Below are 26,000 nucleotides of genomic sequence, written 5' to 3' on the forward strand. Positions count from 1 at the left end.
ATAATAGCTTAGAAAGGGGGATCATTATGTCTAAGACAATTAGTGGCATTGCTGCCAGTGATGGAATTGGTATTGCTAAAGCTTACCTGTTAGTTGACCCGGATTTAAGTTTTGAAAAGCAGACGATTTCCGATGTTGATGCTGAGATCAAACGAATTCATGATTCCTTTAATGCATCAACCGCGGAATTACAAAAGATTAAAGAAAATGCGAAAGCAAGTCTTGGCGATGAAGAAGTCGCCGTATTCGACGCCCACATCGCCATGTTATCCGACCCAGACATGATCAAACAAATTGAAGATGAGATCAAAAATGATAAGGTGAATGCAGAACAGGCCTTGACTGATGTCACGACTAATTTTGCTGAAACTTTAGCAGCCATGAAGGATAACAAGTATATGCAGGAACGGGCGGCTGACGTCAAAGACGTTGCCAAACGAGCTTTGAGCCACTTGCTGGGTAAGGAATTACCCAACTTGGCCTCGATTAACAGCCCTGTAATCATCGTTGCCCATGAAATTACGCCTTCGGATACATCACAGATGAACAAGAAGTACATCAAAGGAATGATCACTGATATGGGTGGTCGAACGAGTCATTCGGCAATCATGTCACGAACCTTGGAGATTCCAGCTGTTGTCGGTTCTGAAACCGCAACTTCAGAAATTTCCAATGGTGACCAACTCATTCTTGACGGTCTGAACGGGGTTGCGATTGTTGCTCCTTCTCAAGAAGAAGTAAATGATTATGAGCAAAAGGCTAAGCACTTCGCTGCTCAACGGGCAGAATGGGCTAAGTTAGTTGATGCCCCATCCGTTTCTAAAGATGGCAAAGAGTTTGAAATTGCTGCTAATATTGGGACTCCGGCAGATATGGACGATGTCCACAAAGCTGGTGCTGATGCAGTTGGGTTGTTCCGAACCGAGTTTCTTTATATGGATAGCGATGCGTTACCAACCGAAGATCAGCAATTTAATGCCTATAAAACAGTTGCTGAATCCATGAATGGCAAGCCGGTCGTTATTCGAACGATGGATATTGGTGGTGACAAACCATTGCCATACCTGCCATTACCAGAAGAAATGAACCCATTTTTGGGCTACCGGGCCATTCGGATTTCCTTGGATCGGCAGAATATCTTCCGAACTCAGTTGCGTGCTTTAATTCGGGCATCCAAGTATGGCCAAATCCGAATTATGTTCCCAATGATTGCAACGCTTGACGAATTCCGAAAAGCCAAGAAAGTCTTTATGGAAGAGAAACAAAACCTTCAAAAAGATGATCCTAAAATTGGTGACGATATCAAGCTTGGTATCATGATTGAAATTCCAGCGGCAGCGATCTTTGCTGATCAATTTGCCAAGGAAGTTGATTTCTTCAGTATTGGAACCAATGATTTGATTCAGTATTCATTTGCTGCCGACCGTGGTAATGATGCAGTGTCATATCTGTATCAACCATTGAATCCAGCATTATTGAGATTAATCAAGCACGTCATTGATTCAGCTCATGCAGAAGGTAAAATTGCTGCAATGTGTGGTGAAATGGCCGGCGACCAACGGGCATTGCCACTCTTGCTGGGCATGGGGCTTGATGAATACTCAATGAGTGCCAGTTCCATTTTAAGGTCTCGAAGCCAGATGAGAGGCCTGACGACAGACGAATGCGCCGCAATTGTTGACGAAGTCCTCGCTAAGTGCCAAACAGCGGACGAAGTTGAAACACTTGTGAACAGCCGCCTATCGGGTGTTACCCAGTAATATTCAGCAACAGTCATACCAGCAAGAGGTTGAAACAAATTTGAATTCAATTAGAATTTGTTTCAACCTCTTGTTGTACATAAAAAAGCAAAGGAGAGGTTCAAGATGACTCATCAAGATGAATTAAAAAAATTAGTTGGTGAAGAAGCTGTCAAATTTATTGAAAATAATACGGTAGTTGGATTAGGCACGGGATCAACTGTTAAATTCATGGTTGATGCACTGGGCAAACGAGTAAAAGATGAAGGGTTATCAATCATTGGAGTTCCGACCTCTGAACGGACTAAACAGCAAGCAAACAGCTTAGGAATCATAACTAAGGGAATTGATGAAGTCGACCACATCGATTTAACCATCGACGGTGCCGATCAGATTGACAAGAATTTCCAGGGAATTAAAGGTGGTGGCGGCGCTCATTTGTGGGAAAAAATTGTTGCCATCAATTCTGATAAAAATATGTGGATCGTTGATGAAAGTAAAATGGCTGATCACTTGGGTTCGTTTCCGCTGCCACTTGAAGTAATTCCTTATGGTAGTCAGCAGCTCTTTAAGCGCTTAAAAGACAAGGGTTATTCCCCTGAGTTTCGGATAAAGGATGGTCATCACGTCAAAACTGATTCAGATAATGATATTATTGATTTGCACCTGCATGAAATTGATCATCCTCAAGAAATTGCCAACACTTTAGATCACATGACAGGGATTGTGGAACATGGTCTGTTCCTGGACATAGTGAATACAGTAATTGTCGGGCATGAAGATGGACCAGAGGTTTTACATGCAAGGTAGTGGGATAAAACTTACAATAAGTTCAGCGCTCAATTAACCCCAAACGCATCAAATAACATTTATCAAGAGGTCAGTAATCATGACCAAAATCGGCTCAAAGATTTTGCTAACCATAATGCAGAAGTCAAATAACCAATGCCAGAATCTGATCTAGGCATGAAACGTTAGCCAGTTTTAATTAGGTATGCTACAATAAAGAAGAAAAAGGAAGCCTTGGATTAACAGGGCTTCCTATACAAGCCGCTTCAAAGGCGGTGGCATTAGCTAACTAAACGATACTGTCGTCCCGTAACTCGCCAAAGTTATGATCGGGGCGGCTTTTTTATTTGTGGTGCTTGTCGATATAGCTGAGTAGCGCGATTAAAAACGTGCCAAACAGCAACATCAATGAGAGTGTCTGGAAGACGCTCATTGACTGTGAAACCTTCCTGAAGATTATTCCATGTTCCCATGGGCCTCACCTCGCAAGGGAAAAGACAGCCACCGCCCTTAAAACTTCCTGCTTGATTTATTATACAGAGGATTCATCACATTAACCATCCTAATCAACGACGCAATACTCATACCAACCAATTAATATCTAGATGTTTAATATAATAATTAAAAAAAGATAACCAACTATATATAATCAAGTGATATTCCAGATACGAAGTGGCTAAGACATTAGTCAGCAAACCGTCTATAAATACAACTTAATTGATCATTCTTATATCGACCAAGCTTGCGATAAATAGCTGATCCCAGAATTTAAGCAAAAACGGCAATGCATCCAAGACTAGAGGATACATTGCCGTTTTCACTTAAATTAGATTTAAATAGTTACTTAACAATATTTAAGAATTGTTTCAATTTTTCTTCTGGATCAGGATCGTTGGTGATCGAGCCACCAACGATAATCGTTTCAACAATTCCTTGTTTCTTTAAGTTTGCAGCAGCTTCCAAATCAATCCCACCTGCTATTGCAATGTGTTTAACTTTTGGATGATTTTGGACAAATGTCGATACCATTGCAGTTGCATCAATGGGAACGCCGAGATCGTTGTTATGGTGTAACAAGTAGATTGCAGAATTGAATTGATCAATTTTTGCGATTTGTGATTCAGATACATCGGTTAAGTCAATTACCATTCTTTGATGTAATGAGGTTTCATTCGAACAAAGCTGAATTGTTTTTGGAGAAGCAGACCCCATTACTGTTAAATAGTCAGCACCAAATTGAAACCCGGACTTAAATTCATACTGCCCTTCATCAACAGTCTTAGTGTCATATAGAATCTGACTGGAACTAATCTGTCGAACGATTGGCTGAATATCATTAAATCCAAAATCTTTAATAAGAGAAGTTCCAAACTCAATGATATTTGCGAGCCCGTCAAATAACGATATGAATCTCTTGGTATCATCTAAAGATTTTCTGTCTATGGCAACTTGAATTTTCATGATAGTTCACCTTCGTCCCAGTTACTACAGGAATGACTTGTACGGGAGGTTAATTGGATGGGTGTAGCGATCCTCAAATCCTCTGTCATGATAGTATTGTAACTTCGTTCGGTCATCTGGAAAGGTGAATCGTCCTCCAGGAAGCCAGAGAAATGGGTAAAATTGATAGTTAAAACGCTCTCGGCGCAATTTCCATAGCGCTTCGATCTCATTAGGATCTCCAAGCATATTACTCCAAACATCCCAGTGGAGGGGAATAACAACTTTTGTGTTCAAACTTTCTGCGGCTCGTAGCACGTCAACCGAAGTCATTTTATCCTGGACACCAATCGGATTTTCTCCATATGCAACGAGTGCAACATCGATATTAAAGTCTTTACCGTGTTTTGCAAAATAAGCAGAATAATGGGAGTCAGCGGCGTCATAGATGGTACCAGCATCTGTTTTGATGACAAAGTTGACTGCCCGATCATCCATGTCGGGAACAGTTGAGTCAGCTGGTAGCTCTTTAGAATCTGGATCTGTAATTAATACTGATCGATCAAAACTATCTGTTGCTTCAATTTCAATGTCCTTTATTTTGATCACATCTCCAGGCTTCACAACGTGACAACGGTCTTTTGGAACTCCCCAGTCGAGCCACTGCTGTACGACATATTTTGGCCCAATAAATGGAACGGTATCAGGAGTATTTTGTAGTACGGCTGCGGCGACGTTCATGTCAATATGATCGTGATGGAAATGGGTGACTAACAATGCATCCAAGTGATGAATTGCAAACGGATTAATGACCATCGGCTGATTTCTGAGATTTGGTTGGATTTTCCGTCCACCCGTGAGTCTAGACCATTGATGCCGAGGTGACATATCCGGCTTATCATGAGTTGTCTTTCCAGTTCCACACCATAAATCAATTGCAAGATTTGTTTGTTGATCTGATTTGATCCAGACCCCCATGTTAACAAGCCACCACATCATAAATTTATGACTTGGAACTGTGGTCCGATCTATCTCTTCGTTTAACCAAGTTCCCCATTCAGGGAAAACTTCATCTTTCCATGTTTGTTCAGTTACTTCGTTAACATTTTTTGCTCCCATTGTTAAAACCTTCCCAGATGTTTATTTGTCGAGTTCTTCTAATTTTGGATCAAGATGTGCTTTGATATCGTTTTTATCCACAAAGTTTGTCAATACAATGGTTTTGTCTCGATCTTCATCCGGAAATCCTTCAAATAGTTCTCTAGTCGTAACATAAATATCAGCAGGAGCGCTTGTAATACTTCCCAAATCTACAGTATCAACATCAATGTCATCGCGTTTTTCTTCTGATAAAATACTCTCAATGTTCATCTTAGCAATAACGCTTGAACCAACGCCTAAGCCACATACTGCTACAATTTTCATAATAATTTCCTCCATAAAAGTAAGTGAGCGGATCCAAGCGGGAATAATCGGAATATAAGTCTCCTTCTGTGAAAATTTCGGATTGGGTGATTCCCACAGAAGGTGCTCACATGCAGATTATCGCTTGGAGGAGCTGTCCTAAAAGTAATTTTCATTAAATAAATGCAAGGATTAATGTTCGTAAGAACTTTAATAGATACATTAAAGGCATCCAAACGATTGCGTAATCAATGTTCGACCATGTGAGCCCACTTCCGTAAACGGCTCCAGTTAATGGATAGAATAGGATTACGGCTGCAGATGAAATGATACCGGTGATTAACCCAGCAGCGATTGCGCCGCGCCATCCACCTGCCTTGTTACCAAATACACCCATGACATTACCATCAAAATACATAATAATTGGACTAGGGAAAACAATAACTGGGGAGTGAAATACGATTGTCAAGAAAGTAACCAGAATACAGCCGACAGTTGATCCTAAGAAGCCGAACATACCTCCCATCGGTGAATACGGAAAGATTGTTGGGGCATCTAAAGCTGGAATTGCACCCGGCAAGAATTTATCTGAAATTCCTTTAAATGCTGGAACAATTGAGCCAATAAACATCCGAACACCAGCAAGTAGGACAACGATACCTGCGGTGAAAGTAAATCCTTGGAGAATGAGCCACAGAATCCAATTAACGGCTCCTGCACCAGTCCCTGCAAGTGATTCAATGCCGGTTTTACCAACTGCAATCCCGATGCCAACGAATATTATAGGCATCAAGAAAAATAATACAATTGTATTGTCTCGGAACATGGATGCCCACTTTGGAAGCTTCATATTATCGGCATCCTGATTAGGATCACTGCTACCGAACCATTTTCCGATAAAGTGGGCTAGTATCGATCCAACTTGATCCATAAAGCCGAGTGTCGAAACGTCATGCATCCACGGACGAGATATCACTCGAGGGATCGCTGGTGAATAGGTGTAGTAAAGTGCATTTAAAATTGTCCCGACAGTCACTGTCCAGAAACTTCCAGTATGAAGAACAACTGGCAAGGTGACATTCATGAAGGCAGCGTGGTAAAGCATTAAATGTGCTGTTAAGTAAGCATTTTTAAAATTCTTACCAGGTGTCAATCGAACGAGTAATAAGTGCAGAAAAAAGGCTAAAAGAAAAGTGATAACAGTATCTTTTGCAATGGTATTAAATCTTAAGACAACCCCAAACACCGCATCGTTCGTTGGTAAAACACCCCGAACGTGAAGCGTCTCATTTAACTTTGTTACAACGGGTGATAGGGAATTGATTAGGATTCCGGCACCTGACGCAAGAATTGTGAGACCAATAACAGTCTTAACAGTGCCATCAATAACTTTTGGAAACGACTTTCTTTGGAGCAGCAAACCAAGGAGAGCAACCAATCCAAGGAAAATAGTTTCATTGCTTAAAATCTGGAAAACAAAAAAATTAAGAACTTTCATGCTGATTGCCCCCGTTAATCTTATTCGCAATTAGAACAGCGTCTGCATGGGTTGTTGCCCCTCGTAAAGTATCCAAGTTTTTGCTGTCATTTAGAAATGTAACAATTTTTTGAAGCAGTGACAGGTGAGCGGTATCACTCGTCGAGGCCAGAATGACAACAAGGTCAACTGGATCGTTGTCTTTATTTCCAAATTTAATGCCATTCTGGAACGTTGTTATCGCAAACGATGTTTCTTTGACAGCTTCTGAAGGCCTTGCGTGGCCTAATGCTAACCCTGGAGCTATGACGATATAGGGACCAAGCTTTTTGACTGATTCAATCATGTTGTTCACGTAAGCATCGGTTATGCGGTTACTATCAACTAAGGGTTTAGAAGCTACTTTGATTGCATCTTCCCAATTGCTTGCAGTTGCATTGAGCTGTATTTCTTGCGGTGTTATCTCTAAAGTGTCAGACATATTTATCACCTCCAATGTAAAAACATGTCATAATATCTATAAAATTAATGATCGATGTTTACAATGATTATTATATCCGAAACCGTTTTCATTTCAACTATAAATACTTGGAAGGATCATTTTTTATTGTGGTATGATGCAATATAAAGGACTTAAGAACAAGGGAGTTATAAAATCAATGGATTTAGATATTTCAAAAAGGATTAAACACTTATATCCTCAACTGGGAAAACAAAGTAAAAAACTTGCTGATTATATCATTGAGAATGGATCGAAGTTATCAGCGATTACGGTTTCTGAACTTGCAAATCAAAGTGACGTGTCGATTGCAACGGTGTCTCGGTTCCCACAACAACTTGGTTATTCAAGCTTTTCACAGTTCAAGTGGTCGATGGTAAATGATTTAGCAGCTACGTCGAGCGTGCAAGAAGTTGAGGCGGAGGATGCCCCAAAGGTAGTTGCGAAGAAGACGTTGGAATCGAATATAGAAACCCTCAATGGTACATTTAATTTGATGCAGGGAAAGGATTTGGAAAATGCCCGTGATTTACTAGTTCATGCTAAAAACATTGAGTTCTTTGGCCTTGGGGGTTCAAATATCGTAGCGCTGGATGCTTATCACAAATTTTTGCGAGTCCCATTGAATGTGTTACATGACTCGGAATATCATATGGCGCTAATGCAATCCACCAGGATGGATAAAAACGATTGTGCGGTTGTGATTTCTCATACTGGTAACGACAGTGATACTTTGCTGTTGGCTGAGTCATTAAAAAACAACCATGTCCCAATGATTGTGATCACAAGCTTTCCAGAATCACCCCTGGCAAGCTATGGAGATGTAAAATTCTTCTCAATTTCCGAGGACTCTAAGTTCAGATCTGAAGCCTTATTATCACTCACGTCACAATTAGCGATCAATGATTGTCTATATATGCTTACAGCGCAATATTTTGGCAAAAAAGCCGATAAAGTATTGGCAAATATGCGAAAGACAATCTTAAAGAAACATCCGGAGAATAATTAAGTACATCTGAGAATGGAGGCTTAATTTTAAACCAGTAATCATGAATTTGGATTACTACCGATATTTGGACTGAAGCTGTGATGAATGGTTGCTCCAAGTCACGGCTTTTTTCTACATACCCCGGTTCCGTTTTCCCTTCACATAAGCTACACTCAATATATAAACTAAAAATAAGACAGGTGACCCCAATGACTTCAATTTATGATTTTTCTGAACAAGAAATGAACGGTACGCCGATTGACCTCAAGCAGTTCAAAGATAAAGTCGTGCTGATCGTCAATACGGCAAGTAAATGTGGCTTGGCCCCACAACTTGAAGGGTTGGAATCGCTATACAAGAAATATAAGGATCAAGGCTTCGTCGTTCTTGGCCTGCCATCAAATCAATTTCATCAAGAATTGGCGACCGACGAAGAAGCTGACGATTACTGTCGGCTCCATTACGGCGTGACTTTCCCAATGACCAAACGCGTGGTTGTCAATGGTGAAGGCGAAGATCCGCTCTTTGCCTACCTGAAACAACAGTCTGGTCACGGCCGCATCAAGTGGAACTACACCAAATTTTTAATTGGCAAAGACGGTCAGTTGATTCACCGATTTGCGCCGATTACCAAGCCTGATGCAATGGAGGAAGAAATCTATTCTGCCTTGAACAAAAAAGAAATTTTGAAATAGCAGGTGATGGATTAAATGAATACGACCTATTTTAAAGCGACTTTGCGAGAGATTACCTATTCTTGGGGCAAGTTTATTTCGATTGTCCTGATTATTTTGTTGGGATCTTTGCTATACGTCGGTATCCGGGCAACTGGCCCTGACTTGGACAATTCGGCGGCTCGATATTTCAATCAACATAACCTGGGAGATTTGACTGTCACCTCAACCCTTGGCCTCACTGGGAAAGACTTACGACTCATCAAAAATGCGCCGCATGTTGCAACGGCGGAAGCCAATCACATGGTTGTGACCAAGAAATCTCAAGATGAGGTCGTTTCAGTGTCGTCATTTTCTCAATCGACCAAGCTGAATCGACTCAAGCTGGTGTCGGGCCATTTGCCACGATCCCGTGACCAAATTGTATTGGATTCAAAGGCCAAACAGCGTGGTTACAAACTTGGGCAAGCCTATCGTGTCCCAAAAACAGCAGGACTTCGCCAGCAAACGTACAAAATTGTCGGCTTCGTTAATTCGCCATTATTTGTGAGTTCGACCGATCGGGGAACGACAAATCTAGGTAGTGGGGAGATTGACTATTTCGCTTACTTGCCGAAGCAGGCATTTAATCAAAGTACTTATGGCTCAATCGCTGTCAAATTTAACAATACCGCCGGCTTAGCTGCAGGAACTGACAAGTATAATGAGCGGGTACAAAGTGACCAAGCCCAATTGGAAAAGCGACTCAAACAGCGTCCTGAACAACGTCAAAAAGAGATCGTTCAACCTCAACTAGCAACAATCAATTCAAAGCTTAACCAACTCGACAAACAAACCAGCCAGTTATCGCAAGTGCCGGCAGCTTATCAAACAACTCAAATGAAGACGGCTGCTAACAAGCTGAAAGCGGGTCGGCAACAGCTCGTTTCTGCCAAGACAAAGCTTCTTAAGACGCCTACTGCAGTCTATATGTATGGTGATCGGACGACCAACGTTGGTTATCAGGATTACTTTGACGAATCGAAGAGTATCGCGGCGATTGCGGTTATTTTCCCAGGCTTTTTCCTGTTCATTGCCGTGCTAATTACCTTTACAACAATTTCTAGAATGATTGAAAAAAATCGGCGGGAGATTGGGCTGATGCGCGCTCTTGGCTATACAAAGGGTGTCATTTCGATGAAGTATGTGATCTATTCACTTCTCGCGGGCATTTTAGGCTCGTTAATCGGCGGGGTAGCGGGAATGCTGACGTTGCCAAAGTTTATTTTCAGCATGCTGAGTAATAACAATCTGACCCACTATGTTGGGGTTATTCCGTGGGGCTATTTAGTCGAAGCCCTCGTTGCCGGACTGATTGCCACGCTCGGCAGCGCAGCCGTTGTGCTCATCATCAACCTGCGAGAAAAGCCAATGGATCTGATGCGCGAACGGGCACCCAAGGCTGGAAAGCGCATTTTGCTGGAGCGGATTAAGCCCCTTTGGCGACGCTTGAGCTTTAATCAAAAAGTCAGCTACCGGAATTTGTTCAGGTACAAGGGCCGCATGATCATGACAATCGTTGGAATTGCCGGGTGTACTGGGTTAATGCTGGCGGGATTTGGCATTCGTAATTCAGTGAACGATTTACTGCCAGATCAATTTAGCCAAGTTCAGCATTATCAAGGGATTGTGACCTTGTCGGCTGCCAATAAACGGATCCACGACAAGAATATTAGTGCCCAAAAGCAAGCCCTCGTTAAATCTGTGACGGTCTCGCCAACCAAGGGAACCAAGCGGAATGCGACGGTGACGATGATTTCGCCGAAGTCCAACACTAATTTTGACAAGTACGTGACATTGACAAACCCCCATACGAATCGCAAAGAGCACCTCACAAATGACGGTGTGATCATTACCGAAAAATTGGCAACTGATATGAATGCCAAAAAGGGCAGTCACTTGTCAGTCAAGGTTGGTAATAAATTGGTGAAAGTAAAAGTAAGTGGGATAACCAAAAACTACGCCGGTCATTACCTTTATCTGACGCCAAAGTATTATGAACAGGCGGCCAATGCCAACTACCAGCCAACTTCCCGACTGATTAAAATTAAAGATGGCAATGCAACTGCCCGCCATGATACGAATCAGCGCTTGTTCAAACAAGCTGGCGTGTTAAATGTCAGCTATCCGAGGTATGCCGGCGGTTCGCTGACGACCGGTGGGCTGAGTTCAGTTGTTCTAATCTTCATTGCATTATCGGGTGCCCTAGGATTAGTGGTTCTTTATAATTTGACCAACGTTAATATTTCCGAACGAATGCGGGAACTATCAACGGTTAAAGTGTTGGGATTTTATGACAACGAAGTCACGGCCTACGTTGCGAGAGAAAATGTTATTTTGACAATTTTGGGCATCATTTTTGGCTGGTTCATTGGAATTGTGCTGCATCATTTCATTATGATTAAGGCACAAACCGGGGCAATCCTCTTCCCACTGACCATTCATTATCCCAGTTATATTTGGTCGGCCATCTTGACGATTGTGTTCAGCTTGATCGTGGGAGTCATTACCCATTACAAGTTAAAAAACATCGATATGATGGATTCGCTGGCTGCGCAGGAATAGCGTGAGCGGAGTGGTTTGACCAAGTTTGAACGACAAATCATGTTTCAAGATACCCCCTGCTTTATAATCTAATAAGCATTAAGGCTTGACGCCGACTCATCTTTGAGAGTTGGCGTCATTTTGCTGTTTACAACGGTTTAGTATTGTCATAACATATAACTATTGACTTATTTTATAAAATCTTAATATTTTCATACCTGAGGGGGTATTGTTCCATGAAGTTCCTTAAAACATTTCTTTGCTTTGTATTGGCGATGGCGCTGGGGGCGCCGATTGTTGCTCACGCCAAATACAAGGTTTATTATCAGCGGTCATCAGGGCTGTATCGAGGCCGTTTACGCACATTGAACAATAAAAAAGTTCATTACGTTAAAGTTCCCCATAAGTATTACCACGTTGCCCATACTTCCAAAGTGCATAAAATCAAGTCGGAGCGGGGTAAGAAAGTGACATTTACCACTCGATATATTTTGCCGTCACCTGGAAAAAACGGCCAGCACTGGGGTAACCCTCAGTCTATTGCCATGACTGGGAAAAAGTATATGTATATCGTTTATTGCCCAACTCATTTGCGCAACAAGGGTCGGATTGTTCGATTTAATACGCAAATGTTGGACGAAATAGGGGTTCGATTACATCCAAAGGAGTTGCGGGATGCCTACGTGAAGCATCACAATAAGTATTCGACAACTCAAAAACGCGTTCAAAAGGCCATCAAAGTGGGGCCAATTTTCACAACTGGTCACGGTCAATCGTTGGCATATAACTGGAAGAACAAGGGTCTTTATATGTGGCGTGACAAGGAAAAGGCCCCAAGAGTGCCTGTCAGCAATTGGGGTTATATCCAGCACATTAAGACGAAAACATTACGTCCCGATCACTCAATTCGGTTTTCACTACACAGTCACGGGACCCATGTTCCTGGTGGTCATGACCTAACGTTTGATCGTTCTGGAAATGCCTATTTTTGGTCATTTCCAGGTTGGGGCGCTTACATCTTCAAAGGTAAGATTCACAAGCGCTCGGTTAAGTTCCGATTGACGCACCAAGTGCTGAAACACCTGCCCGGAACCCGAATCCAAAGTATGGGGTATAACCCAGTCCGCAAGCGCCTGCTGATGTTGTCAGATGCTTCAATTGCCAGTTTCCCAGCCAAGGGATTACGGGGTCATGGGCATTTGACCAACCACAGTTTTGAATGGACCCAATTCGGCCCGAAACGGGAATTTGAAGGAATCGCCTATGATGGCAGTTCACGTGGAAATTTACTGGTTAACCATTGTCCAGAGGTATTACAAGCGGATCGGTCGTATTAGGTCGTGAACGGCTGCTATAAGAGCTTCCATGTTATCCTGATGGCCCAAAATGACTTTAAAAAAATTAGCAGCAAGCTATAGTATTTTCTGATAATAATAGTACAATTTAGTTATTCTAAAAAATATATCTGGAGGGGTATTATGAAATTTAGAAATCTATTATTGGGGGTAGCTGCCAGCCTATCTTTGGCTGCAGTTGCTGGTACCACGGCCAATGCGGCTACATATGTCCAGCATAGCAATGCTATCAGTCGTTATTCTGGCTTGCGGGTTGTGAATAACAGCAAGGTTAAGTTTGTCAAAGCCAATCCGAACTACGGCTGGTCTAAAAATCCAACCGGCGTCGATACAATTAAAAGTGTCAGTGGGACTAAATGGACTTTGAAGACCAAGTATCTATTGCCGAACACTCACATGGCATTGGGAAAGTCGAGTCGTGATTTGACCAACCCACAGGCGGCAGCATTCGCAGGTAAGTATTTATTTGTGCTGTATGCGCCACACCAATTTCATGGTAAGGGATTCGTTGTCCGATATAACAAGAGTACCCTGAACAATTGGAGCCTTTCAAAAGTTCAAGGATCGCTCATTAAGAGCACGCCGGGGATGAAAGTGGGGCCAATGTTCAACGTCGGTCATGGTCAATCACTAGCATACAACAAGAAGCAGCACGCAATTTGGATGTGGCGTGATCGGGCTGATATGAAGCCAACGACCTGGTCAACGATTCAACGGATCAGCATGTCATCATTGAAGCCTAATCGGGCAATCAAGTTCCACATGAGTAATGGTGGAGCCAACGTTCCTGCCGGCCATGATTTGACATTTGATAACTCGGGTTATGCCTATTGGTGGGGCATTTCAGGTGGAATGGTTAAGATTTATAAAGCTAAACTGGGTTCTAAATCGATTCATGTTACCTTGGCTAAGCAGATGTTGAGACACCGGACGGGAACTCACGAACAGTCAATGGGTTATAACCCACACAACGGTCGGCTGTACTTGGTCTCAGATGATTCAATCCAAACCTTGCCGGCAAGGAAATTGAATGGCCGCGGCAGTTTACGACCAAGTGACATCAAGTATACCAAGTTCCGGTCTCACCGAGAATTTGAAAGTATGATTTTCGATGGCGGTCACGCATTTTTGTTGAGTAACCGAAATCCTGAATTACTTCGTTCGACAACTGCGTATTAACTTGAACTAATTTCAAATGTTTGGTTGTTTGGAGAAGCTGTTTCAAGCGAAGTATCAGTTGCGGCTGAGTGATTTTCGATGTCGAGAATAATCAAATAAACTAAGAGAGGTTGCCCTAAACCTGGCGTTTTGCGGGTCAACCTCTTTTTTGTTCTAAAGGGTTGACACGGTGTCAGTCACCATGTATACTTTAGAAAAAGTGACGCGATGTCATTAGAAGGAGAAACTCATGGTAACAACAACATTTTTAAATCTCAACCCCGAAAAACGGACCAAAATTCAAGAAGCATTGTTAACAGAATTTAGCACTCACCCGCTAGCCGAGGCCCAAGTCGCCCCGATCGTGAAGGGAGCCAGAATTGCCCGGGGAGCGTTTTACAAGTATTTTGATGATCTCACCGATGCCTATCGATATATTTATGGAGTGGCGATGAAGGATATCCATACACGGATCGATCAAGAGGTCGCTACCCAAACATTTAATCCCGAAGTTTACGTGCAACAGGTCAGCTCATTTGTGGATGGTGTCATGAGCAGTCATTACCGCCAGTTGATCGAAATGCACCTCACCCGAAATGAGTCACTGGTCGGCAACAATGATGACTCGCAGGCAGATCGACTCAGCAGTCGGGAATGGGCGGCCATGATTTTAAGCCACGAAGCCATTAAGCAAATTTTGATCAATCCCGATCGCAGAGAAATGGTTCTCAGCCGATTTAGAGACGCACTGAACTTATTAGCAGGAAAGGGGAACATCTAATGTATCTTGCACTAAAAGAAATTCGGCACGAAAAGCTCAGATATGGGTTAATCATTTCAATGATTGTCTTAATTGCCTACTTGATTTTCATTTTGACGGGGTTGGCGTTTGGCCTTGCCGGTGAGAACAGTCAGGCAGTTGATTCTTGGCATGCGAAAAGTATTGTGTTAAACAAAGATTCGAATGTCAGCCTTACCCAATCAGTCATTACCACTGATCAGGCAAAGGACGCTAAACTGTCTTCTAAAGAAGCAGTGATTGGCTCGACGCCGGTGGTTGCTAAACACAAAGGTAAAGAGAAAGTTTCTGCATCATTCATTGGTGCCAAGAAAAGCCAATTTATTATTAATGATTTAAAAATTTCAGCTGGTCGCAAGGCTCGTGGTAATCATGAAGTCGTCGTTGATCAAAAGTTCAAGGACGATGGCTACAAGTTAGGTGATAAGGTCACGTTAAACTCGTTTAATGATCAATATCAAATTGTCGGGTTCACTAAAAATGCCAAATTAAACGTTGCCCCGGTTATTTATGGAACGATCCCAAGCTGGAAACATTTACGGGCAATGGAAGGTGTGCCGGTTGTTGGGAGTGCAATTGTGTCTAAGAATGCCAAGTATCATGCCAAAGATGGCCACTTGAAGACCTATTCAATTTCGTACTTTATTTCGAAACTACCGGGCTATTCTGCTGAAAATACCACCTTTGGATTCATGATCGGCTTCTTGATGATTATTTCACTTATCATCATCGCGGTGTTCCTGTATATTTTGACGATGCAGGCCTTGCCGATTTACGCGGTTCTGCGGGCGCAGGGGATTCCTGCCAGAACGCTTGTGTCGACCATTACCAGCCAATCGCTGATTCTCATGGTCGCCGGGTTAGTGATCGGAGCGGTCTTAACCGCCGCAACTGCCAGCGTGATTCCAATTGGAGTACCAATGTCGTTTAATTTACCCGTCTTAACTTGGATCTCGATTGGCCTGCTGATTATGGGCTTCATTGGATCGGCCATCCCCGCCCAGAAGATTGCCACCGTTGATCCCGTTAAAGTGATTGGAGGATAACATGTCAGTAATTGAACTTAACAATATTAACAAATACTTTGGATCAGGCGTCAGTAAGGTTCACGTGCTCCACGATATCAATTTTTCCGCCGATCGCGGTGAGTTAATCTTGGTGGTGGGCCCATCTGGATCCGGGAAAAGTACGTTCTTGACGATTGCCGGTGGCCTGCAGACGCCGACCTCAGGCGAAGTTTCAGTTGAAGGAAAATCGATGGCCAAATTGTCCACTGCTCAACGAGATAAGCTGCGGTTAAACCAAATTGGCTTCGTGTTGCAATCATACAGCTTAGTGCCCTACCTGAAAGTCAAGGAGCAGTTTGACTTCGTGAACAAGGTCAAGCGGCAAGGCAATCTTAATCAGGCTGAATTAAAAGAATTGCTAGTGCAACTGGGTATCGAAAATTTGACCAACAAATTTCCTGGCGAGTTGTCAGGTGGCCAAACACAGCGGGTCGCCATTGCCCGGGCGTTGTTTGCCAACCCAGATATTGTCTTGGCAGACGAACCGACGGCTGCTTTGGATAGTGCCAGGGTGGCTGAAGTTGGTAAGTTGTTCAAAGAGTTGGCCAAAACTCGTGATAAAGCCGTGGTCGTGGTCACTCATGATGTCCGATTGATGGAATTTGCCGATAAAACGTATCAAATTATGGATGGTAAAATGACCCAAGCCACTAATAAGCAACCGGCCAAATAAGCGTTATTGGAAGAACGGATTCCTTTGTTAGCCATGGGGAATTTGGTATAATTTTGCCAACTAAGAAATTGCTGACCAGCCGGAAGGGATGACAACTATTGCGAACTTTACAAACAATGCCAACTGCAGACGGCTTTAGAATGCCCGCTGAATTTGAAGCACACCAAGGGGTTTATATGCTTTGGCCACAGCGCCCGGATAATTGGCGAAACGGGGCCAGACCGGCGCAACGAACCTTTGCCAATGTCGCCAAGTCAATTGCCAAATTTGAGCATGTGACAATGGGGGTTTCTGATGATCAGTACCTAAATGCCCGCCATTTGTTACCACCAGAGGTTGAAGTGGTGGAACTTTCTACCAATGATGCCTGGGTACGGGATTGCGGCCCGACATTTGTGAAGAACGATGAAGGTGAGCTAAGAGGCGTTGATTGGCAGTTCAATGCTTGGGGCGGCCTCGTGGATGGCTTGTATTTCCCTTGGGACAAGGACGATCGCGTTGCCCAGAAGATCACCGAATTGGCGCAGGTCGACCGGTATCGATTGGCTGACTTCGTTTTGGAAGGCGGGTCAATCCACGTTGATGGCCAAGGCACCTTGATCACGACCGAGGAGTGTCTGCTCTCAAAGGGTCGCAATCCGGAATTGTCTAAAGGGCAGATTGAAACGATTTTGAAGCAATCTTTAGGGGTGACCAAGGTGATTTGGTTAAAGCGTGGTATTTATCACGACGAAACCAACGGCCACGTTGATAACATTGCCAACTTTGTGAAGCCCGGTGTCGTGGCTTTGGCGTGGACGGATGATCCTACTGATCCCCAATATGAAATTTCAAAGGAAAACGCCGATATTTTAGCTCATTCAACGGATGCCCAGGGCCGGCGAATTCAAGTGGAGAAGCTTTATTTACCCACCCCAGTGACGATTACTGAAGCCGAAAGTGAGGGCGTTGATGCAGTGGCCGGAACCCTCCCGAGAAAGGCCGGTGATCGCTTAGCTGCCAGTTATGTGAATTACTATACGGCCAATGGTGGGCTTGTCTTCCCAATGTTTGATGACCCAAACGATCAGCGAGCCAAGGAGACCCTGCAGCGCTTGTATCCTGATCGAGAAGTGGTTGGGGTGGCAGCCAGGGAAATTATTCTTGGCGGTGGCAACATTCACTGCATCACCCAACAGGTACCAGAGCGTTGAGCCATTAGTCAGCAAATTGGTTTTACATTAATAAAACTTGCGCCAAACGGCTGGTCCCTGCCATTTAAGCCAAAAAGTAATGCAAGATATTAAGAAAAGCGTTTATAAATGCAGCTTGGCTTGCCCTTCTTACATTGATAAAACCTGCGACAAACGGCTGATCCCTGCCATTTAAGCAAAAAAAGTAATGCATTCCACAAACCAGAATGCATTACTTTTTTCACTTAAATTCTGGGATCAAAACGCCTTTCGTCCCAATCTCCGACGACTAACCAAAGGCTTGGGATGTCCCACTCGGCTTCATCTTCACGGTTCGTTTATCGCTACGAGCTCGTAATGCCCAAAGGATTGTGACCGTATCAACAACTTCCTGGAAAAGAGCCCCGATGATTGCCGGAATCACCCCAAAGCTGGCAATCAACATTAGGATTGTACAGATTGCAATCCCAATCAATACGGATTCTTTGGCAACTGTCATGGTCCCCTTGGAGATGTTAACGGCTTTACTAACTAAGCTTAAATCGTCTTTCAGAACAACGGCGTCCGCGGATTCACTTGCTGCGGTTGCTCCGTGAGCCCCCATGGCAATGCCCACATCTGCCAATGCGAGGGATGGCGCGTCGTTAACGCCGTCGCCAACCATGACAACTGGGCGTAATTTTTTCTCAACTTTTTTGATCACATCAATTTTTTCCTGGGGGAGCCGATCAGCATAAACCTTGTCGATCCCCACTCGTTTGGCAATGTCTTCTGCGATGGATTGCCGATCTCCAGAGATCATCATAATTTGACTAGCTCCCATGCCGTGCAATTCGTCCATCACAGTCTTAGCTTCTGGGCGCAATTCATCCGAGAAGGACACGGAGCCGACGTAATGGCCGTCAACGGACACGTAGACGGTCGTTTTGTCGATTGCCTTAATTGGGTCATTGGAAACGAACGCTGGTTTTCCAGCTCTGATGAGTTTGCCATCAATGGTTGCTTGGACGCCTTCAGCAGTGGTCTCCTCCACGTTGGTTGCGGTGGGGATGTTATCCGGGGTGGCGGCAACTAATGACCGCGCCAAAATATGACTGGATTGCTGTTCAGCTCCGGCCGCCAATGAGAGCACTTGATCTTTGGTGTAACCGGCTGTTGCAAAAACCTCATCAACGGTTAAATGTCCCTTGGTGATGGTGCCGGTCTTATCAAAGGCAAAGGTTCTGGCATTCGCGAGTTTTTCGATAATTGTCCCACTTTTAACGATAATGCCGTTTCGACTGGCACGGCTCATCCCTGACACTAAAGCAATTGGCGCCGCTAAAATCAGCGGGCAGGGGGAGGCGACAACCAGCACTTCGGCAAAGCGAACCGGATCCTTTGAAACGTACCAGGCAATTCCGGCAATTAAGTAAGCCAGAATCGTGAACGGAACTGCATAACGGTCAGCCATTCTCACAAAATGAGCGGGCGTACTTTCCGCTTGTTTAACCAGTCGAATAATATTCTGATATTGACTTTCATCCGCGGTCTTATCAGCAATCATGTCAAATGAATGATCACCGTTGACGGCACCGGACATGACCGCCTCACCGACTGCTTTGTCAATTGGCCGGGATTCCCCGGTTAGAGAAGCTTCGTCAACGGTCGTGGTTCCTTGAGTAATCGTCCCATCAACTGGGATCACTTCACCGGGCTTCACCACGATGCGATCGCCAACTTTGACTTGGTCAATTTTAACATCCACGATTTTGTCACCCTGCATCAAATGTGCGGATTGCGGCGAATTTTCAAGCAATGATTGTAATTCAGAATTTGCCTTGTTGGCAGCATAATCTTCCAGGGTATCGCCACCTGTCAGCATCAACAGCACGATTAAGGCTGCCCAATACTCGCCAACGGCAATGGTCGCGATAACGGCTGTGATTGCCAGCAGATCAACACCGAATTTACCAGACCGGAGCGTTTTCACCATGTCGATAAACATCAAGAGTGCGATCAGTGAGCCCATCGTTGAAATGACAATTTGTGAATAAAGCGGCAATTTTAGGCCAAATTCAAGGATGAGCGAAATCAAGCCAACGACGAGGACGCTGGTCAATCGCATATAATTTGTTAATTTACTCATAGCGAAACCTCCCATTTTTCTTCTTATCTAGATTATAACAATTCTAAACTAGAGAGTCCAATTAAGGGACTGACTTTGAAATTAAATGAGCATACTAAAACAAGCAACTTGCTGGCCATGTTACTTTTGGCCATCAAGCTGCTTGTTTTAAGTGATGTTAAATCATGCTACTGACTCACAATTGACTGAGTTGGTTGAAATCTGCGTCACTCAAATCAACGTTGGCTGCCGCCACATTATCTTCCAAATGTTGAATTGAACTGGTTCCTGGAATTGGAAGAATATTTGGTGAGCGTTTTAACAACCAAGCTAAGGCAATCTGGGCTTCAGAAACATTGTATTTCTTAGCGATGTTGCTGAGTGGGCTGTTAGCGCCGACTAGTTTACCGGTGTTGAGCGGGAACCAAGGAACGAAGGCCATATGCTGGGATTCACAGTAGTCCACCACATCGTCGTCTTTGTGGTTGGCGACATTATAGAGGTTCTCAACCGCATCAATCTTAGCGTATTTCTGCGCTTCTTTGATCTCTTCAACGGTGACTTGGCTGAGGCCGATGTGCTTAATTTTGCCTTCATCCTGCATCTTTTTGAGTTCCCCAACTTGTTCAGCTACTGGGAAATGCGAATCAATTCGATGCAAGAACAGCAGGTCTTCATGGTCAAGCCCCAACGTCATCATTGAAACTTCAACTTGTTGACGAAGGTAGCCAGGCTCACCATGGGGCGTCCAAATGCTTGGGCCTTGCCGAGTTTGACCAACTTTATCCGAAATGAAAATTTGATCGCGGTTGGCTGCCTTCTTCAGGCCAGCTGCCAAGTAGTGGTCAGCAAACCACGGGCCGTAAGAATCAGCGGTATCAAAGAAATTAACCCCAAGTTCAGTCGCGTGTTCAACGACACTCACGGCTTGATTCCAATCCTTGTATGGCCCCCAGGTTCCCGGCCCGGTGAGTTGCATGGTGCCGTATCCTAACCGATTAATTTTAAACTGATCATCAAATTGATAAGTACCAGAATTTGCTGCATTCAGTTCTGCCATTATTTCCACTTCTTTCATGTAAAGAGTATGATCCATCTCCATTATAGTCAGAAATTAAATTAAATTTAATTTTAAATCGTTTCACTTTGTAAAAGTTTTGTAAACTTCAAAAACAGACGCGCTTAGCAAACCTGACCATTAGAATTATTGTATACTAGCTTTGATAATAATATTGGCGGCCCCACAACCGTGGTAACGCGTGTAGAGGATGATAATATGGCAGGCAAATACTTTGGAGCAATTATTGTAAATGTTTCCGGCTTGGAACTATTGATTGTGAATTTGAAGAATTTCAAGGCTTTGGAACGAGTGAAGAAAGATATCAATCTCGGTGACGATGTGTATCAAGATAAACCAGTGAGTTTTGATTCAGTCGAGCGGGTATCCGAGGCTTTAACCGGTTTTGTGCAGATTTTAAACGATTATGGGGTAACCAATTATAAACTATGGGGCAGTCAAGCCTTGTCAGAGTCGATTAACGCCGATTTCATTGCTGATCAATTGTTTCTCCATACGGGCTTGAATATCCAATGGCTTTCAACCAGTGAAGAAACATATTATCGCAATCAGAAGATCTCCGTTAAGTTAACTCAGGATGAAGATAATCATCAGAAAACTGTTTTTTTGGTTGGGATTACCTCGGGAAATACGGCCATTACAGAATTTGATAGCGGCCAATTTGTGTCGTCCACTAATTTTGCCTTGGGACCAATTAAAATTGCCGAAGACCTGCAAAGCCTCCGCCAAACGGCCCCTAACTCAATTGGGCTCTTGAATGATTATATCGATAGTAAATTAAATGATTTTTATATCGGCAATCCATCCAGTGTTGTTCAAGATCCAGCTCCCAGTAAGATTATTTTACTGGGAACCTTGCCGCTTAAGCAGATGATTGACAATTACTTGGGGGATCCCCGAAAAAATTTGACCGTTGATGAATTCAATGAGTTGATTGATAAGTTGGTGGACTCTTCGGATCAATACGTCGTTGAAGAATTACATGTTGATGAAGAATACGTCCCGCTTATTTTACCGGAGTTGTTGTTAATTCGGCGGGTTATTCGGCTAACCAACGCAACCGAAATTGGCTTTTCCAATTCCAGTGTCGTTGACGGCTTGGTTAACAGTGAGGCGGTTCGGGAAGGCTATTCCAAGCTTGACTTTGTCCCACAAACAATCATCATGGCCAACAATTTGGCGATTCATTATGGTGTTGAACCGGTGCATCAGCAATTGGTTACCAAGTTTGCCCTACACCTGTTTGATCAGCTGAAGCCGTTGCATAAGTTAGGCAATCGCGAGCGGGTATTACTCCAAGTGGCGTCGATTTTACATGATGTTGGTAACTACATTGGCATTCATGAGCATTATTTACATTCTGAATATATCATTCAGCACTCCGATATCATTGGCCTGTCAGACATTGAACGGCGCACCATCGCGGCAATTGCCCGTTACCACAGCTCGACGACCCCGAGTGAAGATCTTAGTCACTTTCAGCACATTTCTGCCGAAAATCGGCGACTGATTTCCAAGTTGGCTGCAATTTTGCGGCTGGCTGATGCCTTGGACGATGACCGCCAGCAAAAGATCAAGAAGATCTCGGTCTCCGTTCGGGCACCAAAGGTCATTATTACCGTTTATAGCAATTCAAACCTGGCCTATGAAAATTGGATATTTAATTCAAAGAGCCAATTCTTCACGGAAGCCTATGGATTTAAAGCTATCTTGAAACAAAGGAGCGTGAAAACGAAATGAGTTCAAAAGTAGATTTCAAAGATCCCCATTATTATACAAACCGCGAACTCAGCTGGTTGGATTTTAATTACCGAGTATTAGATGAAGCTCGAGATAAGGTAAATCCGTTGCTGGAACGAGTGAAATTCCTAGGGATCACCCAGAGTAATCTTGATGAATTTTTCATGGTTCGGGTGGCGTCACTTGCTAAGCTAACTGAGGTTAAGTATGAAGGCACCGATGCTTCAGGATTAACGCCAGCCCAACAATTGAAGGCCGTTAACGACAAATCACATGATATGCTGATTAAGCAGTACAGTACTTTAAATCGATCCTTATTGCCTGCCATTAACCAAGTTGGCATTCATCTGCTTAGTCTTGATGAGCTCAATGACAAGCAGTTTCAATTCATCAAGGGCTACTTTCATGATGAACTCTATCCAGTGTTGACGCCGATGGCTGATGACAGTTCACGGCCGTTTCCATTTATCAGTAATGATTCTCTGAACTTGTCCTTGAGAATTACTAAAAATGACGATGAGGATGGCAAAACGCTTTATGCTACTCTGCAGGTACCAAGCATCTTTCCGCGGGTGGTTCGTTTGCCGGGTGCGCCAAATGACTTTATCTTGATTGAAGAAATCATTAAACGCTTCGTCAATCAGCTGTTCATCAACTATGACATTAAGGAAGTTTCCACGTTCCGGGTCATTCGAGATATGGATTTGGATGTGGCCGAGGAAGATACTTCGGACTTGCTTAAAAAAGTCCAGCAACAGCTTAAACTTCGGGAACACGGTCAAGTCATCCGCTTGGAAGTGGATTCGAATATCAGCAAGAAACTCCGTAAACGGCTCGTCAAAGAACTCCAAACCGAAGAAGATTCCGTTTATGAGGTTAATGGACCCATTGACTTGACGTTCCTGAATAAATTGGCCAGTGCTGTGGTTGGTCACGACGACTTGAAGTATCCGCCATTTACGGCTTATCAACCAGAAGAACTCAATTCCGATCATAATATTTTTGATGCCATCAAGGAACACGATTGGCTGATGCAACACCCTTATGATAAATTTGATTCGGTCGTGGAATTCATCCGTCAGGCATCAATTGACAAAGAAGTTTTGGCCATTAAAATGACCCTGTATCGGGTATCGGGCGATTCACCAATCATCAAATACTTGGGTCGAGCTGCTCAAAACGGCAAACAAGTGACTGTATTGGTTGAAGTAAAGGCTCGATTCGATGAGGAAAACAACGTTCATTGGGCTCGGCAGCTTGAAAAAATGGGGTGTCATGTTATTTATGGCCTGGTTGGGTTAAAAACCCACTCCAAATTATCGCTGGTCGTTCGCCGGGAAGAAAATGGCATCCGGCGCTACATTCATATGGGAACCGGTAACTATAACGACGTGACTGCTCATTTCTATACGGACTTAGGCTTGCTAACCTGCAACAATGACATCGGGATTGATGTCACGAATATCTTTAATATGTTATCCGGGTATTCCAGACCGCCATATTTCCATCAACTGCACATTTCCCCTCATGGCATTCGTGACTTTATCATGGATCGCTTGGATGAGGCAATTAAGTACGTTAAAGCTGACCGCCCCGTCCACATTCAAATGAAAATGAACTCTTTGTCTGATCAAGATATGATTGCTAAACTTTATGAGGCTTCTGCAGCCGGCGTGGCAATTGATCTGATTGTTCGAGGGATTTGCTGCCTGAAGACGGGAATTCCCGGGGTCAGCGAGAACATTACGGTTCATTCGATTGTTGGCCGTTTCTTGGAACACAGTCGGATTTATTTGTTTAACTTTGACGGCGATCAGCAGGTCTATCTTTCCAGCGCCGATTTGATGACTCGGAATCTGAACCGGCGGGTTGAACAGCTCTTTCCAGTGCTGCAGCCAGACTTGGCTAAGCGGGTTGTCGCGATTTATGAGACAATGTGGACGGATAATGTTAAGACGCGAACGTTGGATAAAGATGGTGTTTATAACCGCGTTGATCGTCGGGGCCGCGCACCACTTGATTCTCAGGAATACTTTGCAGCTCAAGCAACTAAGCTCGCTAAAGCGCAACAGAGTTCTCACCGACCTAAAGGTGGCGCTCAGTTCCAACCAATGTTAAGTCCTCAAAACCAACCCGATCCATTTAACGATGACGATGATGGGAGTGACAATCAGTAATGGAAAATTTTGCTGTAATCGATTTAGGCTCCAACTCGGTGCGGATGACAATCAGTCAAATTGGTAAAGATGCGACCTACCAAACTGTTACGCAAATGAAAGACTACGTCCGCCTTTCTGAAAATATGGGAGTTGAGAAGATTCTCCAGCCTGATGCGATTGAACGGACAATGGCTGCCTTAAAGGGATTTAAGGACGTTTATTCCAAATTGGACCATTTAACGATTAAGGCGGTTGCCACCGCGGCAGTTCGGCAAGCCACTAACCAGAAGCAATTTTTGAAACGTGTTAAGAATGATCTCGGCATTGATCTTGAAGTGATCTCGGGTTCACAAGAGGCCTATTATGATTATGTGGGCGTCAGTGAAACCTTGCCAGCCACGAACTCGGTCATTATCGATACGGGTGGTGCCAGCGCAGAAATTATTCTCGTTCAAAATGGGCGGGTCACCAACTTGATTAGCATTCCGGTTGGGTCAGTAACTTTATCATCCAAATTTGCATTAGCTGATGAAGTATCTGCCCAAGAATTCTTTAAAGCAGTCATGTATGTCGAGAAAATGTTTCAGAATGTTTGGTGGCTGAAAAACGGGATTAATTTACCAATTATTGGTTTGGGTGGCAGTAATCGGACCCTTGCCAAGATTAATCGGCGTTACAACAATTTATTGGATACTGATGACATTCATGGTTATCAACTGAGGGATGACCAAGTCAACGATACCTTCCAACGAATGCTCGGCGAGAATCTCGAAGAGCGCAAAAAGGTGCCTGGCATCAGCAAGGACCGGGCAGACATCATTATTGGTGGCTTGATCCCAGCAGTGTTGTTGATGAATTACTTGGATTCCGATCGAATTACATTCTCAACAAGTGGCTTGCGGGAAGGAATTCTATTTGAGAAGCTCCACAGTTTGATTAAGGAAAATGTTGAAAAAAGTGAGTGAAGCGGAAACGTCGGAAGTCAAAATGTCGAAGGGGAAACCCCGTCTCCGCGTGACGATTTAAGAAACGGTTCCAATCTCACCATCACCAAAAAAGGAAGTTGGACAAAAATGTCTAACCTCCTTTTTTGATTGAC

22 protein-coding genes are annotated in these 26,000 nt (G+C 43.7%); 14 read left to right on the forward strand and 8 right to left on the reverse strand.

Going from position 1 to position 26,000, the window contains the following annotated elements; all coding sequences use genetic code 11:
* Positions 1 to 26: 26 nt before the first annotated feature.
* Both ptsP and rpiA read left to right on the forward strand, forming a co-directional pair.
* A complete protein-coding gene (ptsP, locus tag FD12_RS03870; protein WP_056981776.1) occupies positions 27 to 1,760 on the forward strand; it encodes a phosphoenolpyruvate--protein phosphotransferase in 1,734 nt (577 codons plus the stop codon).
* Between the two features lie 105 nt (positions 1,761 to 1,865).
* Positions 1,866 to 2,549: a ribose-5-phosphate isomerase RpiA gene (gene rpiA, locus FD12_RS03875; protein WP_054746929.1), complete on the forward strand. Its 684-nt coding sequence runs from the start codon at positions 1,866 to 1,868 to the stop codon at positions 2,547 to 2,549.
* 322 nt (positions 2,550 to 2,871) lie between these two features.
* Here the strand turns inward: rpiA and FD12_RS14350 are convergent, their stop codons facing one another.
* From FD12_RS14350 to FD12_RS03900, 6 genes are all read right to left on the reverse strand, one after another.
* Positions 2,872 to 2,961 carry a putative holin-like toxin gene (locus FD12_RS14350; protein WP_021353390.1) on the reverse strand — a complete coding sequence of 30 codons (90 nt, stop codon included), beginning with the start codon at positions 2,959 to 2,961 and terminating at the stop codon, positions 2,872 to 2,874.
* Positions 2,962 to 3,368: 407 nt separating this feature from the next.
* Positions 3,369 to 3,989 carry an orotidine 5'-phosphate decarboxylase / HUMPS family protein gene (locus FD12_RS03880; RefSeq protein ID WP_054746933.1) on the reverse strand — a complete coding sequence of 207 codons (621 nt, stop codon included), beginning with the start codon at positions 3,987 to 3,989 and terminating at the stop codon, positions 3,369 to 3,371.
* A 24-nt stretch (positions 3,990 to 4,013) separates the two neighbouring features.
* Positions 4,014 to 5,087 (reverse strand): L-ascorbate 6-phosphate lactonase, encoded by a 1,074-nt coding sequence (gene ulaG / locus FD12_RS03885; protein ID WP_056981778.1) that lies wholly within the window; start codon positions 5,085 to 5,087, stop codon positions 4,014 to 4,016.
* A gap of 21 nt (positions 5,088 to 5,108) precedes the next feature.
* Positions 5,109 to 5,393, reverse strand: a complete 285-nt coding sequence (locus FD12_RS03890) for a PTS sugar transporter subunit IIB (RefSeq protein WP_054746938.1) — start codon at positions 5,391 to 5,393, stop codon at positions 5,109 to 5,111.
* 154 nt (positions 5,394 to 5,547) lie between these two features.
* Positions 5,548 to 6,870 (reverse strand): PTS transporter subunit IIC, encoded by a 1,323-nt coding sequence (locus FD12_RS03895; RefSeq protein WP_056981780.1) that lies wholly within the window; start codon positions 6,868 to 6,870, stop codon positions 5,548 to 5,550.
* Positions 6,857 to 7,330 carry a PTS sugar transporter subunit IIA gene (locus FD12_RS03900; protein ID WP_054746942.1) on the reverse strand — a complete coding sequence of 158 codons (474 nt, stop codon included), beginning with the start codon at positions 7,328 to 7,330 and terminating at the stop codon, positions 6,857 to 6,859. The genes FD12_RS03895 and FD12_RS03900 overlap by 14 nt, the downstream gene beginning before the upstream one ends.
* Before the next feature lie 178 nt (positions 7,331 to 7,508).
* On the opposite strand from FD12_RS03900, the gene FD12_RS03905 reads away from it, so the two are divergent.
* The 9 genes from FD12_RS03905 (at position 7,509) to aguA (ending at position 17,838) form a co-directional block, all read left to right on the forward strand.
* Positions 7,509 to 8,357 carry a MurR/RpiR family transcriptional regulator gene (locus FD12_RS03905; RefSeq protein WP_056981782.1) on the forward strand — a complete coding sequence of 283 codons (849 nt, stop codon included), beginning with the start codon at positions 7,509 to 7,511 and terminating at the stop codon, positions 8,355 to 8,357.
* Positions 8,358 to 8,545: 188 nt separating this feature from the next.
* The gene (locus FD12_RS03910) at positions 8,546 to 9,031 is read left to right on the forward strand and encodes a glutathione peroxidase (protein WP_056981784.1); all 486 of its coding nucleotides are present in this window, start codon (positions 8,546 to 8,548) and stop codon (positions 9,029 to 9,031) included.
* Positions 9,032 to 9,046: 15 nt separating this feature from the next.
* Positions 9,047 to 11,614 (forward strand): FtsX-like permease family protein, encoded by a 2,568-nt coding sequence (locus FD12_RS03915; RefSeq protein ID WP_056981786.1) that lies wholly within the window; start codon positions 9,047 to 9,049, stop codon positions 11,612 to 11,614.
* Between the two features lie 215 nt (positions 11,615 to 11,829).
* Positions 11,830 to 12,930: a hypothetical protein gene (locus tag FD12_RS03920; RefSeq protein ID WP_056981788.1), complete on the forward strand. Its 1,101-nt coding sequence runs from the start codon at positions 11,830 to 11,832 to the stop codon at positions 12,928 to 12,930.
* 141 nt (positions 12,931 to 13,071) lie between these two features.
* On the forward strand, positions 13,072 to 14,127 hold the full coding sequence (locus tag FD12_RS03925) for a hypothetical protein (RefSeq protein WP_054746946.1): 1,056 nt from the start codon (positions 13,072 to 13,074) through the stop codon (positions 14,125 to 14,127).
* A gap of 229 nt (positions 14,128 to 14,356) precedes the next feature.
* A complete protein-coding gene (locus FD12_RS03930; RefSeq protein WP_054746948.1) occupies positions 14,357 to 14,887 on the forward strand; it encodes a TetR/AcrR family transcriptional regulator in 531 nt (176 codons plus the stop codon).
* Positions 14,887 to 15,951 carry an ABC transporter permease gene (locus FD12_RS03935; RefSeq protein WP_054746950.1) on the forward strand — a complete coding sequence of 355 codons (1,065 nt, stop codon included), beginning with the start codon at positions 14,887 to 14,889 and terminating at the stop codon, positions 15,949 to 15,951. Before FD12_RS03930 ends, FD12_RS03935 begins: the two co-directional genes overlap by 1 nt.
* A 1-nt stretch (position 15,952) precedes the next feature.
* Positions 15,953 to 16,645, forward strand: coding sequence for an ABC transporter ATP-binding protein (locus FD12_RS03940; RefSeq protein ID WP_056981790.1), 693 nt, complete (start codon positions 15,953 to 15,955; stop codon positions 16,643 to 16,645).
* Between the two features lie 116 nt (positions 16,646 to 16,761).
* Positions 16,762 to 17,838, forward strand: coding sequence for an agmatine deiminase (gene aguA, locus FD12_RS03945; protein WP_371862800.1), 1,077 nt, complete (start codon positions 16,762 to 16,764; stop codon positions 17,836 to 17,838).
* 268 nt (positions 17,839 to 18,106) lie between these two features.
* On the opposite strand, the gene FD12_RS03950 is transcribed toward aguA, so the two are convergent.
* Positions 18,107 to 19,945, reverse strand: a complete 1,839-nt coding sequence (locus FD12_RS03950) for a heavy metal translocating P-type ATPase (RefSeq protein ID WP_056981794.1) — start codon at positions 19,943 to 19,945, stop codon at positions 18,107 to 18,109.
* Positions 19,946 to 20,120: 175 nt separating this feature from the next.
* Positions 20,121 to 20,984 (reverse strand): aldo/keto reductase, encoded by an 864-nt coding sequence (locus tag FD12_RS03955; RefSeq protein ID WP_054747004.1) that lies wholly within the window; start codon positions 20,982 to 20,984, stop codon positions 20,121 to 20,123.
* 216 nt (positions 20,985 to 21,200) lie between these two features.
* Here FD12_RS03955 and FD12_RS03960 point away from each other — a divergent pair, with 216 nt between their 5' ends.
* From FD12_RS03960 to ppx, 3 genes are read left to right on the forward strand one after another with little or no spacing between them, the layout of a single operon-like run.
* A complete protein-coding gene (locus tag FD12_RS03960) occupies positions 21,201 to 22,742 on the forward strand; it encodes a Ppx/GppA phosphatase family protein (protein WP_056981796.1) in 1,542 nt (513 codons plus the stop codon).
* Positions 22,739 to 24,919, forward strand: a complete 2,181-nt coding sequence (locus tag FD12_RS03965) for an RNA degradosome polyphosphate kinase (RefSeq protein WP_056981799.1) — start codon at positions 22,739 to 22,741, stop codon at positions 24,917 to 24,919. Before FD12_RS03960 ends, FD12_RS03965 begins: the two co-directional genes overlap by 4 nt.
* Positions 24,919 to 25,866 (forward strand): exopolyphosphatase, encoded by a 948-nt coding sequence (gene ppx / locus FD12_RS03970; RefSeq protein ID WP_056981801.1) that lies wholly within the window; start codon positions 24,919 to 24,921, stop codon positions 25,864 to 25,866. The genes FD12_RS03965 and ppx overlap by 1 nt, the downstream gene beginning before the upstream one ends.
* Positions 25,867 to 26,000 lie beyond the last annotated feature (134 nt).

It is taken from the genome of Lentilactobacillus rapi DSM 19907 = JCM 15042 (assembly GCF_001436255.1).
Lineage (GTDB): Bacteria > Bacillota > Bacilli > Lactobacillales > Lactobacillaceae > Lentilactobacillus > Lentilactobacillus rapi.